Genomic DNA, 13995 nt, shown 5'->3' with positions numbered 1-13995 from the left:
GGATGCCGGGGTTTTTCTTTTTCCATAATGCGGCTGTATAAAAGGGCAGGGCCTACTGCAAAATAAGGAAAAATGCAGAAGGAGTGCTGGTCATGAAATGGTTTTGTTCAATTTGCTGCATGGCCGTTTTACTTGCGGGAGGCATCAACAGCGCAGAAGCCGTGCCGAATGAACGGATAAACTGGGGCTTTAAACGCAGCGTCAATCATCAGCCGCCGGATGCCGGCAGACAGCTGGACAATCTGGTCAAAAAATATGATGCCTTTTATTTGGGCAATACGAAAGAAAAGACCATCTATTTAACGTTTGATAACGGATATGAAAATGGGTACACCCCGAAAGTGCTTGATGTGTTAAAAAAACATCACGTCACGGGCACTTTTTTTGTCACGGGTCATTTTGTGAAAGAGCAGCCTGATTTGATTAAACGGATGTCAAAGGAAGGCCATATCATCGGCAATCATTCTTTTCATCATCCTGATCTGACGACAAAAACGGGCGATCAGATTCAAGACGAACTCGATTCCGTCACGGAAGCTGTGTACAACATTACCGGAAAGCGGGACAACCTCTATCTCCGTCCGCCGCGCGGCGTATTCAGCGAATATGTCCTCAAAGAAACGAAGCGCCTCGGCTACCAAACCGTTTTCTGGTCCGTCGCATTTGTCGACTGGAAGGTTAACGAGCAAAAAGGGAAACAATATGCCTATGATCACATGATAAAGCAGGCGCATCCCGGCGCGATCTACCTACTTCACACCGTTTCAAAGGACAATTCAGAAGCTCTGGACGATGCCATTACCGATTTGAAAAAAGAAGGCTACACGTTTAAAAGCATTGATGACCTGATGTTTGAGAAAGAAATGAAGCTGCCGCGCCTGTAGAAAACACCTCTCCTGGTAATGGAGAGGTGTTATTTTGTTATTTTAAGCTTTTAATCAGTGCAGCCCAATCCAGATCCCCGAAGCCTTGTGCGATCCCGCTTTCAAAATGGCTCTTGGCCAGTTCTGCAAGAGGGAGTTTTGCAGAAACCTGTTCTGCGGCGGCGAGCGCCAGATTGGTATCCTTCAGCCCTAAAGACAATTTGAAACCGGCCGGCTCAAATTTCTCCTCAGCCATCATGGTTCCGTAATTTTGATAGACGGGAGAGCCAAAGAGCGCGCCGGCGATTTCTAAAAATTGTTTTTGTTCTAACCCGAACTTCTCCATCATTAAGAATGATTCAGATAACGCCTCCAGCATAGAAACGAGCAAGAAATTGACGCTGATTTTCGCGGCATTGGCCGTTTTTGTTTCTTCACCCGTGTCAAATACTTGCTGACTCAGGATGTTAAGCAGCGGTTCGGCCTTTTTCTTCGCTTCCGCCGGTCCGGCTGTGATGATGCGAAGCTCGGCCTTCTCGGCGGCATCGGGGCGGCCGAGGACGGGAGCGGCAATAAAGGACTGCCCTCTGCCCGAATGTGCGGCGGAAAGCTGTTCTGACAGCGCCGTACTGATCGTGCTCATTGAAATATGAATGCCGTTTTCAGATAACCCGGCAATAATGCCGCAAGCTCCGAACGTCACGCCTGTTACGGCTTCATCGTCTGACAGCATGGATAGCACGATATCTGCATGTTCAGCTGCCTGGCTGGGCGTTTCGGCATATTCAGCCCCTTTTTCCAGCAGGTCAGCCGCTTTTTCTTTCGTCCGGTTATATACAGTCAGGCTGTATCCGGCTTTTATTATATTTTCGGCGATGGGGCGGCCCATATTGCCGAGTCCGACGATGGCGATCTTCATTTCACAGTCCCTCCAATGAAAAGTTTTCCACCATTATACATGCAAAATGGTTATTCTGCTGTGTACAGGATTGCCACTTTCAGTTCAGGTTCTGAAGACCATCCGGAGTCTGAGGCGGCTTTCCCCTTATAAAATCCGCTAAACCGCGTTTTAATGATTGTTTTTGAACGGGGTTTTACAGTGAATGTTTTTGATTTGAATGTGACGTCCTTTATGTTTTCTGATAAATCCGGGGTGACAGAAATGGTTTGTTCCCCTTTTCCGTAATGATTGATATAAAGCGTGCAGCTCATGCCCGCTCTTTTTTGCTCAACCAGATGACTGCATTCGCTGCGGTGCTTCAAATATTCGACAGCCTCTTTTTCGGGCGCGAACTGTTTTAAGGAAAAAGCGGCATATTCGGTGGCAGGACTGATACCGGAAGCGGCCCCCATACTGAGAAAGATCAGAAACAGCCCCGCCGCGGGAAGCGTCCGCCTGAACGCGGCGGCACACCAGATTAACGCCGCAAAGTAAAGCACGACCCCGGGAATGACGGAGATATGGGCTCCATCTTCCGACCAAGAGGAAAAGCCGAGTAACTCAAAGATGTAATCAGACACCGTACGGCCGTTATACAGCGGGGCAATGAATATGACACTGAAAGCCAGGAGGACAGAAGAAATGATTTTGTGAGAAAGGATGGTAACGGCGCACACCTCTTTACGTTTTTTTCCAGACTATCATGTTTTCTCAAAAAAAAGAACAGCCGGCAGCCGTTCTTACTTGAAAATATTAAACCAGCCTTTGCGGGCGAACCAAAACAGCATGGCGCCCACAAGGACGGCCATTACGCCCAAAACGATAAAATAGCCGTATTTCCAATGAAGCTCAGGCATGTTATCGAAATTCATGCCGTAAACCCCCGCGATGAACGTCAGCGGGATAAAAATGGTCGAGACGATGGTTAATGTCATCATAATGGCGTTCATCCGGTTTGAATTCAGCGTCACATAGCTGTCCCGCAAATCTGACGTCATATCACGGTTTGACTCGATCAGCTCAGCCAGTTTTAACAGGTGGTCATAAATATCGCTGAAATACGCTTTCGTTTCACGGCTTTCTCTTACATGGTCAAGGCTCAAAATCCGGTACATTAAATCGCGCATCGGAATGATCGTCCGCCTCAGGTTCAAAAGATCAGTCCGCAATTCAAACACTTCATTCATTAAAGTGCCGTAAGATTTATGGGTTCTGCTGTCTTCAATTTCATTCAGCCGGTCTTCAATTTTGTACAGCACGGGGAAATATTCATCGACAAGCTGATCCATAATCATATAAGTGATGTGCCCGGGCCCTTTTTTGGCTAATCCCGGAGAAGCGAAAAAACGTTCTCTCACCTTTGAGACGCCGGGCGATTCGTGCAAATGGAAGCTGACGATGAAACGGTCGGACTGAAAAATGTCCACCTCTTCCATTTCCAGTGTGTCCGGGTTCAAGGCGTGGAGCACATAAAAACGGTAGCCGTCATAGTGGTCGATTTTCGGCCGCTGCATGTGCTGAAAGCAATCCTCGATCGCAAGCGGATGAAAATGAAAATAATCCCGCAGCAGCTCGGTTTCATGCATCTCAGCGCCGAAAAAATCAATCCAGTACCATGCGATGTCCGGTTGTTCTGTACGTGATAGGGGGATATTATCTAATATCTCATTATGTGTTGTGATTGCGGTTATATGTATCATAAACAACCCTCCGCCTGCCATTATATCATGCGGCGTTATGAAGAAAAGTATACGAATTGCCGCTCGGCCGCTTCATGATATACTTGGACAAAAAGGGGTGGAGCATATGTGGAAGGAAATGGTTTCAGTCACACCGCCGTATCATTTTGATAAAGTCCTTGAAAGACTGTCGCTCGATCCGCTGAATGCGGTCGATCTTAAAGCAAGATCAATCAAAGTGCCGCTCAGAACACGGGATGGCAAACTGTCCGTCATCACGGTTCAAGCGGAAGGCACCGCCGCAGACCCGGTCTTCCTCGTCAGCGGAGAAACGGACCGCGAAGAGATGATTGAACGGATCAAACACATTTTTCAGTGGGAGCAGCCGCTTCAGCCTGTACTTGATCATTTCTCAAAAACAAATCTGTCGGCGCTTTTTGAGGAGCATGCGGGAACCCCGCTCGTCTTGGAATATGACGTCTACAACTGTCTCATGAAATGCATCATCCACCAGCAGCTCAACCTTTCCTTCGCTTTTACTTTAACGGAACGGTTCGTCCATGCCTTCGGTGAACAAATAGACGGCGTCTGGTGCTATCCCGAGCCGAAAACGATCGCGGCGCTTGATTATCAGGACTTGCGGGAGCTCCAGTTCAGCATGAGAAAAGCGGAATATGCGATTGACATTTCACGGATGATTGCAGACGGAGCGCTCAATCTGGCGGAACTTTCTCATTTATCGGATGAAGACATTATGAAAAAGCTGATCACCATCAGAGGCATCGGCCCGTGGACCGTCCAAAACGTCCTCATGTTCGGCCTCGGCCGGCCGAATCTGTTTCCTTTGGCGGACATCGGCCTGCAAAACGCCGTCAAACGCCGCTTCGCTCTAGAGGATAAACCGTCAAAAGACATGATGCTCCAGGTAAGCAGGGAATGGGCGCCGTATTTAAGCTATGCGTCCTTGTACTTGTGGAGAAGCATTGAATGAAAAAAGGAAACTTCCAGTGAAAAACATGAAGGAACCGCCGGCTGCATGTTATACTGAAAAGATGTGATATTTCAAATCAGCCGTTTTCCCATGAGAAAGGCTTTATATAGAAACGGAGAGAAAAAAACGTGAATCAACATCAAAAAAAGGCGCCTGCCGAATTGAAAATCGGACAGACATTTCCGCTGACCATCAAACGTCTCGGCATTAACGGAGAGGGCGTCGGCTATTTTAAGAAAAAAGTTGTCTTCGTACCCGGCGCTCTGCCCGGGGAAGAAGTCGTTGCCGAAGCGACAAATGTGCAGCCGAAATTTTCAGAAGCACGCGTCAAAAAAATCCGCAAGCCGTCTGAACACCGCGTCACGCCGCCATGCCCGGTCTACGACCAGTGCGGCGGCTGTCAGCTTCAGCATCTGGCATACACCCAGCAGCTTCGCGAAAAACGCGACATCGTCATTCAGTCTCTGGAACGTCATACGAGATTCAATGTCGAAGAAATGAACATTAAAGATACGATCGGAATGGACAACCCTTGGAATTACCGGAACAAAAGCCAGTTCCAAGTCGGACGCTCGCAAAGCGGCAGCATCATTGCCGGCTTATACGGACTTGATTCCCATAAAATCGTCCCGATTAAGGAATGCATTGTCCAGCATCCGGCGACAAACAAAACAACGGGTATCGTCCGCCGTATTTTGGAAAAACACAACGTATCCGTTTATAACGAACGGACCAAAAAAGGCGATGTCCGCACCATCGTGACGAGAGTCGGTTTTGAAACAGGCGAGGTGCAGGTCGTGCTTGTCACCGCGAAAGAGACACTGCCGAATAAAGACGAGATCGTCAAAGCCATTCAGAACCGTCTGCCGGAAGTGAAATCGATTATTCAAAACGTCAATGGCGCGCGCACATCCGTCATTTTCGGTGACAAAACACAAGCGCTGGCCGGAAGCCATGCCATTCAAGAAGTGCTCGGTGACGTGTCATTTGAACTGAGCGCCCGCGCCTTCTTCCAGCTCAACCCTGAGCAGACGGTCAAGCTGTATGACGAAGTGAAACAAGCGGCTCAGCTGACAGGAAAAGAAAAAGTCGTAGACGCGTATTGCGGCGTCGGTACGATCGGCATGTGGGTTTCAAGCGGCGCAAAAGAGATCCGCGGCATGGACGTCATTAAAGAATCAATTGATGATGCGAAGAAAAACGCCAAAAAACACGGCATCAAAAACGCGGCATATGTCACAGGAACAGCCGAACACTGGCTCCCGAAATGGACGAAAGAAGGCTTCCGTCCTGACGTGGTCATCGTCGACCCGCCGAGAACGGGCTGTGACAGAACATTTTTAGATACCATCAAAAAAGTAAAACCGAAGCGCTTCGTCTACGTATCCTGCAATCCTTCCACACTGGCGAAAGACTTGCAGACGCTGTCGAAGGACTATCGCGTCGAATATATTCAGCCTGTGGATATGTTTCCGCAGACGGCTCATGTGGAAGCCGTGGCGAAGCTTGTGTTGAAATCGTCTAACTAAAATAAACAATTCGTAATCAGACCTGGATTTCGGTATAAACATTTCCGATTTCCGGGTCTTTTCATGCGCAAACCTTGTCCTGACTGTCTTTATTTAACTGATAAAAAGAGTTGAAAAAACGTATGGAAAAGCAAGTGAAAAACAGCCAAGCAGGCTGCTTTCTATTAACACTTTCTTTTTTCCGTTTGGAAACGGCATTACAGAAAAATATGAAGATATTGTTGTGAACCAGAAGCAATAACAAGTCGTTCAAGTTCCGTGAATACTTGTAATTTCAGTTAATATTTTGTAAACTTCTTTAATAAGTAATTATCGCGACAATCATGCTTCATCATATAATGATGTTAGATTGTCACTTGCTAAAAAGTATTGGAGAAAAGGAAATGGATAAAGTAAACAAAAAACGACCGTTATTTAAAAGAAGTTGGTTTCAAACGTTGTTGGCATTTTTAGTTTCACAGCTTTATTTTAATTTTGCAGTATTAACGGGATGGGGTCCTAATTATAGAGAAATGAATGGATTCCCAGCAAACATAGCTGAACTGGATTTCTTTCAAACATATCTTTCATTCTATGGTAATCCATGGTTTAATATTGTCACTGTTTTCTTGGGGGTTTTCACTGTTATACACATAATCACAGGTATAACAAAGGATATTCGAAATGAAAGCCATAACTTCTGATGCCTTATTTAATGATGAAAGAAACTTTCTTATTAATCTTATGAATGAAGACTGCGGCACTTAGTCAGCAGTCTATTTTATTGGTTTTGGATCAGGATTACCGAATCGTAACCTTATACAAACATATATAGGTGATTGTATAAAGATATTAACATACCAGATTGAAATTCTTGAATTCTGTTAAGTTCGAGTTTATTTTCTCTTCCCATCCCATCCTCTTTACTCCATGTGATTCACAAGCGGTAAGTTAACTTTTTACATTCTCTTGAGTACTCAGATATACCGCCCCAACCCCATTTGCTTAATCAAATTATTTTTCCGCAAATGATATTGAGATACGGATATGGTGCAGCGTTAAATATTTTATCTTCGATAACAGGACAATTATTTTGCATTGGTAATAGGGAGAACTCTTATGATATTCTATTTAGGTTGGAATCCTTTTTGTCCAAAAAGAGCAAAAGTAAGGCCGCTAAGAAAGATGAAGGTCAGCGCTACTATTAATAAACCACAATATAAATAAAAAAATAGGTGTAGATAATCAGCACACTTTTTTCTCTTTCGAACCGATTATATGGTTAAGGAGTTGTAAGGTGTTCTATCATATCTATTCTACTTCAGTTTGCTTTTCACTTTTTAACGTGTAAAAAGTGAAATGTTCAAAATTTACTATCGTTTGATAAGAAGTGCTGACACATGCTATAAGTGTAAAAGAAGCATGGCCAGTTTTTAATTTTGGGATAAAGGTTTGGCTGTATCCCATCATGAAAGGATTTGGATTTGTTATGACAGATAATTTCTGGCGTGAATTACCGCGGCCATTTTTTGTACTGGCACCAATGGAAGATGTGACGGATGTCGTTTTTCGCCATGTTGTGAGTGAAGCAGGCAGACCTGATGTGTTTTTCACAGAGTTTACAAACTCAGAAAGCTATTGTCACCCGGATGGGAAGGATAGTGTGCGCGGCCGTTTGACTTTCACGGAGGATGAACAGCCGATGGTTGCCCACATATGGGGAGATAAGCCTGAAAACTTTCGCCAAATGAGTATTGGGATGGCGGAATTAGGGTTTAAGGGCCTGGATATCAATATGGGCTGTCCTGTACCTAATGTGGCGGGGAATGGAAAGGGAAGCGGCCTGATTTGCCGTCCTGAAGTTGCAGCCGAATTAATACAGGCGGCGAAAGCAGGGGGTCTGCCGGTAAGTGTGAAGACCAGACTCGGCTACACGGATATAGACGAATGGCGAGGCTGGCTGACACACATACTGAAACAAGACATTGCGAATCTTTCCATTCATCTGCGTACAAGAGCGGAAATGAGTAAAGTAGATGCGCATTGGGAGCTCATCCCGGAAATCAAGAAACTTCGTGATGAGATAGCGCCGGATACCCTTTTGACGATCAATGGGGATATTCCTGACCGTGAAACCGGCTTGAAACTCGCTGAACAATACGGTGTTGACGGGATTATGATTGGACGAGGCATTTTTACTAATCCATTTGCCTTTGAAAAGGAGCCGAGAGAGCATAGCAGTAAGGAATTGCTTGATCTTTTGAGATTGCATCTGGATCTTCATGATGAATATTCAAAAGCAGAAGCTCGAGCATATAAACCGCTCCCTCGCTTTTTCAAGATATATCTCCGCGGATTCCGGGGAGCAAGTGAATTAAGAAATCAATGCATGAATACAAAGTCAACAGATGAAGTGCGTGCATTGCTCGATGACTTTGAGAGAAAGTATCTTGATGGGATGGAGCAAGAGTGACATAAACAACTCTTCATCCGGCCCGGAGTTCGGTTTGAATTCCGGGTCTTTTTGTGTGCAGCTTTTACCGAGACATATCCGTCATGCAGAAATAAACGAATAATGGTACATTGATAGGAGATACATCATAAAGGGGGAGAGAAAAATGAAACGACTGTGCATCATCCCCTGCGGCAAGAAAAAAATTTGGGATGTCCATTCAGATACAGGGCCGGTAAGGGCGGAAGACGCTTATCTCAGCCCGTTTCACCAGGCGTGCGAGCAATATGCGAAAGCATTTTTCGATGAGTGGGTGATTTTGTCGGCGAAGCACGGATTCCTTCGTCCGGATGATATTGTTCCAGGAAATTACGATGTCACTTTTGGAACCGGTCATCCGGAGATCATGGCAGCGGACGAGCTGCGCCGTCAATTTCATGAAAAAGGCTTTTCCGACATCGAAGAGCTTGTCATGCTTGGCGGGAAAAAATACCGAAGCGTCCTAAACGCCGTCATCGGAGAGCATCAGCATATCACCTGGCCTTTGTCATCGTATAAAGGCATTGGCTACATGCTTCAAGCGCTGAATCGGGCTGTTGAAGAAAAGCATGAACTGCAAGCACGCGGATATGAAAAAAGAGTATAACCACTCAAACGCCGCGATAGACTGTATGCAGAAGAATGAAGCAGTTAAAAGATTTCCGAGGAAATAAATACGTCGATCATTGTCAAAGACAGGGTGATGCCCGGTCTTTTTTGTATGCCATAAAACGAGACAAAGAGAACAGATCGAGACAAAATGAGACACCTGTCTCAAACTGTCTCCGGTGTAAAAATAAAAACATTCATTTTCCGGGCTCCAAAGGCTGGCACACTTCTTGCATTTATATATGTGAACCCTAAATAGAAGGAGGCGCACAAAATGGAATTGTTAAAACGAGAAGGCTTGTCATTAACTGAGGAGAAAGCGCTGTGGATGTACCAAAAGATGCTGGAAATCAGGGGCTTTGAAGACAAAGTGCATGAACTGTTCGCGCAAGGAGTGCTTCCCGGATTCGTCCATTTGTATGCCGGTGAAGAAGCGGTAGCTGCAGGCGTGTGCGCTCATTTAGATGATGGCGACAGCATTACAAGCACGCACAGGGGACATGGCCATTGTATCGCCAAAGGCTGTGATCTGGACGGCATGATGGCGGAAATATTCGGAAAAGCGACCGGACTGTGTAAAGGAAAAGGCGGTTCTATGCACATTGCGGATCTTGATAAAGGCATGTTAGGCGCAAATGGAATCGTCGGGGGCGGCTTTACGCTCGCATGCGGATCAGCGCTCACGGCTAAATATAAACAAACTAAAAATGTAAGCGTTTGCTTCTTTGGAGACGGAGCCAATAACCAAGGGACCTTCCATGAAGGGCTGAACTTAGCGGCAGTATGGAACCTTCCTGTCGTGTTCATCGCCGAAAACAACGGCTACGGCGAAGCCACCACATTTGAGTACGCGTCAGCCTGTGATTCAATCGCCGATCGGGCGGCTGCCTACAACATGCCAGGGGTCACGGTGGACGGAAAAGATATTTTAGCAGTTTATCAGGCAGCCGGGGAAGCGATAGAAAGAGCAAGAAACGGCGGAGGCCCGTCTTTGATTGAATGTATGACTTACAGAAACTACGGACATTTCGAAGGAGATGCCCAAACTTATAAAACAAAGGATGAAAAGACTGAGCATCTTGAAGAAAAGGATGCCATTCAAGGCTTTAAAGACTATCTTCTAAAAGAAACAGATGCAAATAAACTGTCAGACATCGAACAGCGTGTCAGCGAATCGATTGAAAAAGCCGTCTCGTTCAGCGACAAGAGTCCATATCCGAAAGAGTCGGAGCTGTTGACAGACGTCTACGTGTCATATGAAAAAGGGGGAATGTGAGATGGCGAGAGTCATAAGCATGTCGGACGCGATCAATGAAGCAATGAAGCTTGCGATGAGAAAAGACGACAATGTGCTTGTAATCGGTGAAGATGTCGCCGGGGGAGCGGCGGTCGATCATTTGCAGGATGATGAAGCATGGGGCGGTGTACTCGGGGTCACAAAGGGGCTTGTACAGGAATTCGGGCGCAGCCGAGTGCTGGACACACCGATTTCTGAGGCGGGCTACATGGGTGCGGCCATGGCTGCGGCATCCACGGGGCTGAGACCGATTGCGGAACTGATGTTTAACGATTTTATCGGAACGTGCTTTGACCAAGTGATCAACCAAGGGGCGAAATTCCGCTATATGTTCGGCGGTAAAGCGCAAGTGCCGATCACCGTCCGCACCACATACGGAGCCGGGTTCCGGGCAGCCGCTCAGCATTCGCAGGCGCTGTATGGCCTGTTCACCAGCATCCCGGGTCTGAAGACGGTTGTGCCGTCCAATCCATATGACGCCAAAGGTTTGCTGCTTTCGGCAATAGAAGACAATGATCCGGTATTCTTTTTTGAAGACAAAACGTCCTACAACATGAAGGGCGAGGTGCCGGAAGATTATTATACAATTCCGCTCGGAAAAGCGGATATCAAACGCGAAGGCAGCGACATCACGCTGTTTGCGGTTGGCAAGCAGGTCAACACCGCGCTTGAAGCGGCTGCACAGCTTTCTGAGAAAGGCATCGACGCCGAGGTGCTTGATCCCCGGAGTCTGTCTCCTTTAGATGAGGAAGCGATTTTCACATCGTTAGAAAAAACAAACCGGCTGATCATCATTGACGAAGCCAATCCGCGCTGCAGCATCGCCACGGATATTGCTGCGATTGTCGCCGATAAGGGCTTTGATTTGCTTGATGCGCCGATTAAGCGGATTACAGCGCCGCATACACCGGTGCCGTTTTCGCCGGTGCTTGAAGATCAATATTTGCCGACACCAGATAAAATTGTCAGCGTCACGCTTGAATTGCTTGGCGAGCCGGCAATGAATTAAAGGAGGGATATAGAATGGCTGTAAAAGTAGTAATGCCGAAGCTGGGAATGGCGATGAAGCAAGGTGAAGTATCCGTCTGGAATAAAAAAGTCGGCGACCCGGTTGAAAAGGGAGAAAGCATCGCCAGCATCAACTCGGAAAAAATAGAAATGGAAATAGAAGCGCCTGAAAGCGGCACGCTTCTTCACATTAAAGTCAAAGAGGGAGAAGGAGTCCCGCCGGGAACGCCCATCTGTTATATCGGGGAAAACGGCGAAGAAGTGCGGGAGAAGGAGGCGCCGGCTCCTGAAAATGCAGGGAAACCGCAATCTGAACCTGAATCTGAACATATTCCTGCTCCCAAAGCCGTGCAAAAGCGTAAACACCGCGTGAAAATATCTCCCGTTGCCCGAAAAATGGCGGAGAAAGCCGGGTTGAAAGTTGATACGCTGAACGGGACGGGGCCCGGAGGCAGAATCGTAAAAGCTGACGTCATCAAGGCAATGAAGACGGAACCTGAACCGCAGTCTTCGGTTCAGACGGCACAGCCGGAGGGAAAAACGGCTTCAGCGATGAGAAAAGTGATTGCAGACCGAATGCACAAAAGCCTGCAAAACAGCGCCCAGCTGACGCTGACGATGAAAGCGGACATTACGGAGCTTGTAAAATGGCAGCAGCAGCTCGCCGACAGCGCGAAAAAGCGGAGCGGTGTTAAACTGACGGTCACACATTTCGTATCCCGGGCTGCGGTGCTTGCGCTGAAACAGCATCCTGAGCTGAACAGCTCTTATCAAGAGGAGCGGATCATCACCTATCCATATGTCCACCTCGGGATGGCGGTTTCTCTTGAAAACGGTCTCGTCGTGCCGGTGATCCGGGATGCGGAAAAGCTTTCATTCCTTGAGCTTGCGGATCACATCAGCACATCGGCACGCCGGGCGCGGGAAGGCAATGCTTCCGGAGATGATCTGCACGGATCGACATTTTCTATTACAAATCTCGGGGGTTACGGAATTGAGCATTTCACCCCGATTCTTAATCCGCCTGAAGCCGGTATTCTCGGAGTAGGCGCAAGCTATGAAACGCCTGCGTTTAAAGGAGATGAGCTTGTCAAAAGCACCATGCTGCCGCTGAGCCTTACCTTTGATCACAGAGTATGTGACGGCGCACCGGCTGCGGACTTCCTGAAAACGGTCAAAGCGCTGCTTGAAGAGCCGGCCGGATTGATTTTATAGAGAGGGTGAAGAGATTGACACTAGCCATTATCGGCGGCGGGCCTGCCGGATATGCAGCTGCCGTGACTGCCGCGCGGAGGGGAGAAGAAGTCGTTCTGATCGACAAAGGGCCGCTCGGAGGCACTTGTCTCAATGAGGGATGCATCCCGACAAAGTCGCTTTTGGAAAGCGCGAATGTGCTTGATAAAATCAGGCACGCAGATACATTCGGCATCGAACTGCCGCAAAACATTACACTCAATTGGGCCCGCATGCAGGGGCGCAAACGGCAAATCGTCAGCCAGCTCGTGCAGGGAATTCAATACTTAATGAAAGCAAATCAGATTAAAGTCATCAGCGGGACAGCTTCATTTCTCACAGAGCAGACATTGCTTGTTAAAGGAGAAGGAGGCGCAAAAGACATTCTGGAAGCGGATCGGATATTGATTGCATCCGGATCTGAACCGGCGGAGCTGCCGTTTGCCCCATTTGACGGCGATTGGGTGATCGACAGCAAAGACGCGCTTTCTTTACAGAAAATCCCTTCTTCCCTGCTTATTGTCGGGGGAGGTGTGATCGGCTGTGAATTTGCCTCTTTATTCAGCCGGTTTAAAACGAAAGTGACGGTGATTGAATCGGCTGACCGGCTGCTCCCGGCAGAAGACGGGGAAATCGCTGCCGTTTTCGAAGACTCTTTAAGAGACAGCGGGGCTGATATTCAGACAAAAGCCGTCCTTCAACGGATTGACAAAGAAAGGAAAACCGCCGTGTGGACAAAAGACGGCAAAGAAATTGAGGCTCAGGCTGATCACGTTTTGGTTGCAATCGGGAGAAAACCGCGTTTGCAAGAGCTGAATCTGGAGCAGGCCGGCATCCGCTATTCTCCGCGCGGCATTGAAGTCAATGACCATATGCAGACCAATGTGCCTCATATATACGCATGCGGCGATGCGGCCGGAGGAATGCAGCTCGCGCATGCCGCCATTCATGAAGGAATCACAGCCGCCGCGCATGCCTCGGGAAAGGACAGCAAAGTCAATATGCGGGCGGTGCCCCGCTGTATTTATACATCACCGGAAATGGCCGCTGTCGGGCTGACGGAAACACAGGCGAGAGAGACATACGGAGATGTAAAAATCGGAGAATGCTCATTTTCTGCTAACGGAAAAGCGTTAATTAAACATCAGCATGGCGGCAAAATGAAAATCATTGCCGAACCGGAATTCGGAGAAATCGTCGGCGTGTCAATGATCGGGCCGGACGTGACGGAATTGATCGGTCAGGCGGTCATGATGATGAACGGTGAAATGACGGCGGATATGTCGGAGCACTTTATCGCGGCGCATCCGACTCTGTCAGAAACGCTTCAGGAAGCCCTGCTGAATGTCACCGGACTTGCGGTGCATTCCGTATAA

13 protein-coding genes are annotated in these 13995 nt (G+C 47.6%); 10 read left to right on the top strand and 3 right to left on the bottom strand.

Annotation, left to right across the window (positions count from 1 at the left end):
* Positions 1-92 precede the first annotated feature (92 nt).
* Positions 93-884 (top strand): delta-lactam-biosynthetic de-N-acetylase, encoded by a 792-nt coding sequence (pdaA, locus tag HWY38_RS18845; RefSeq protein WP_003155556.1) that lies wholly within the window; start codon positions 93-95, stop codon positions 882-884.
* Between the two features lie 37 nt (positions 885-921).
* Here pdaA and HWY38_RS18840 read toward each other — a convergent pair whose 3' ends face one another.
* The 3 genes from HWY38_RS18840 to corA form a co-directional block, all read right to left on the bottom strand.
* The gene (locus HWY38_RS18840) at positions 922-1782 is read right to left on the bottom strand and encodes an NAD(P)-dependent oxidoreductase (protein ID WP_224182393.1); all 861 of its coding nucleotides are present in this window, start codon (positions 1780-1782) and stop codon (positions 922-924) included.
* Between the two features lie 50 nt (positions 1783-1832).
* Entirely contained in the window at positions 1833-2480 is a 648-nt protein-coding gene (locus tag HWY38_RS18835) for a hypothetical protein (protein WP_224182392.1), read from the bottom strand.
* Between the two features lie 63 nt (positions 2481-2543).
* Positions 2544-3503: a magnesium/cobalt transporter CorA gene (corA, locus tag HWY38_RS18830; protein ID WP_115941310.1), complete on the bottom strand. Its 960-nt coding sequence runs from the start codon at positions 3501-3503 to the stop codon at positions 2544-2546.
* Positions 3504-3609: 106 nt separating this feature from the next.
* On the opposite strand from corA, the gene HWY38_RS18825 reads away from it, so the two are divergent.
* The 9 genes from HWY38_RS18825 to lpdA all read left to right on the top strand — a co-directional run bounded on the left by HWY38_RS18825 (position 3610) and on the right by lpdA (position 13995).
* Positions 3610-4473: a DNA-3-methyladenine glycosylase family protein gene (locus HWY38_RS18825; RefSeq protein WP_224182391.1), complete on the top strand. Its 864-nt coding sequence runs from the start codon at positions 3610-3612 to the stop codon at positions 4471-4473.
* Between the two features lie 128 nt (positions 4474-4601).
* Positions 4602-6002: a 23S rRNA (uracil(1939)-C(5))-methyltransferase RlmD gene (rlmD, locus tag HWY38_RS18820; protein WP_044801999.1), complete on the top strand. Its 1401-nt coding sequence runs from the start codon at positions 4602-4604 to the stop codon at positions 6000-6002.
* A gap of 383 nt (positions 6003-6385) precedes the next feature.
* Positions 6386-6685 carry a YfzA family protein gene (locus tag HWY38_RS18815; protein WP_224182390.1) on the top strand — a complete coding sequence of 100 codons (300 nt, stop codon included), beginning with the start codon at positions 6386-6388 and terminating at the stop codon, positions 6683-6685.
* Positions 6686-7470: 785 nt separating this feature from the next.
* Complete coding sequence (locus HWY38_RS18810) at positions 7471-8454, top strand: tRNA dihydrouridine synthase (RefSeq protein WP_007408522.1); 984 nt, start codon at positions 7471-7473, stop codon at positions 8452-8454.
* A gap of 145 nt (positions 8455-8599) precedes the next feature.
* Positions 8600-9079 (top strand): DUF6884 domain-containing protein, encoded by a 480-nt coding sequence (locus HWY38_RS18805; protein WP_224182389.1) that lies wholly within the window; start codon positions 8600-8602, stop codon positions 9077-9079.
* A gap of 276 nt (positions 9080-9355) precedes the next feature.
* Entirely contained in the window at positions 9356-10357 is a 1002-nt protein-coding gene (gene acoA / locus HWY38_RS18800; RefSeq protein ID WP_224182388.1) for an acetoin:2,6-dichlorophenolindophenol oxidoreductase subunit alpha, read from the top strand.
* Between the two features lies 1 nt (position 10358).
* Positions 10359-11387: an acetoin:2,6-dichlorophenolindophenol oxidoreductase subunit beta gene (gene acoB / locus HWY38_RS18795; RefSeq protein ID WP_224182387.1), complete on the top strand. Its 1029-nt coding sequence runs from the start codon at positions 10359-10361 to the stop codon at positions 11385-11387.
* A gap of 14 nt (positions 11388-11401) precedes the next feature.
* Complete coding sequence (locus HWY38_RS18790; protein ID WP_224182386.1) at positions 11402-12601, top strand: dihydrolipoamide acetyltransferase family protein; 1200 nt, start codon at positions 11402-11404, stop codon at positions 12599-12601.
* Positions 12602-12615: 14 nt separating this feature from the next.
* The gene (gene lpdA, locus HWY38_RS18785) at positions 12616-13995 is read left to right on the top strand and encodes a dihydrolipoyl dehydrogenase (protein WP_224182385.1); all 1380 of its coding nucleotides are present in this window, start codon (positions 12616-12618) and stop codon (positions 13993-13995) included.

It is taken from the genome of Bacillus sp. KS1, assembly GCF_020075515.1.
GTDB classification, from domain to species: domain Bacteria; phylum Bacillota; class Bacilli; order Bacillales; family Bacillaceae; genus Bacillus; species Bacillus velezensis.
This window is presented reverse-complemented; position numbering and strand designations above follow the sequence as displayed.

Coding starts and splice junctions, on each gene's coding strand:
- pdaA (WP_003155556.1), top strand. CDS start 93: ATGAAATGGTTTTGTTCAATTTGCTGCATGGCCGTTTTACTTGCGGGA.
- HWY38_RS18840 (WP_224182393.1), bottom strand. CDS start 1,782: ATGAAGATCGCCATCGTCGGACTCGGCAATATGGGCCGCCCCATCGCC.
- corA (WP_115941310.1), bottom strand. CDS start 3,503: ATGATACATATAACCGCAATCACAACACATAATGAGATATTAGATAAT.
- HWY38_RS18825 (WP_224182391.1), top strand. CDS start 3,610: ATGTGGAAGGAAATGGTTTCAGTCACACCGCCGTATCATTTTGATAAA.
- HWY38_RS18815 (WP_224182390.1), top strand. CDS start 6,386: ATGGATAAAGTAAACAAAAAACGACCGTTATTTAAAAGAAGTTGGTTT.
- HWY38_RS18810 (WP_007408522.1), top strand. CDS start 7,471: ATGACAGATAATTTCTGGCGTGAATTACCGCGGCCATTTTTTGTACTG.
- HWY38_RS18805 (WP_224182389.1), top strand. CDS start 8,600: ATGAAACGACTGTGCATCATCCCCTGCGGCAAGAAAAAAATTTGGGAT.
- acoA (WP_224182388.1), top strand. CDS start 9,356: ATGGAATTGTTAAAACGAGAAGGCTTGTCATTAACTGAGGAGAAAGCG.
- acoB (WP_224182387.1), top strand. CDS start 10,359: ATGGCGAGAGTCATAAGCATGTCGGACGCGATCAATGAAGCAATGAAG.
- HWY38_RS18790 (WP_224182386.1), top strand. CDS start 11,402: ATGGCTGTAAAAGTAGTAATGCCGAAGCTGGGAATGGCGATGAAGCAA.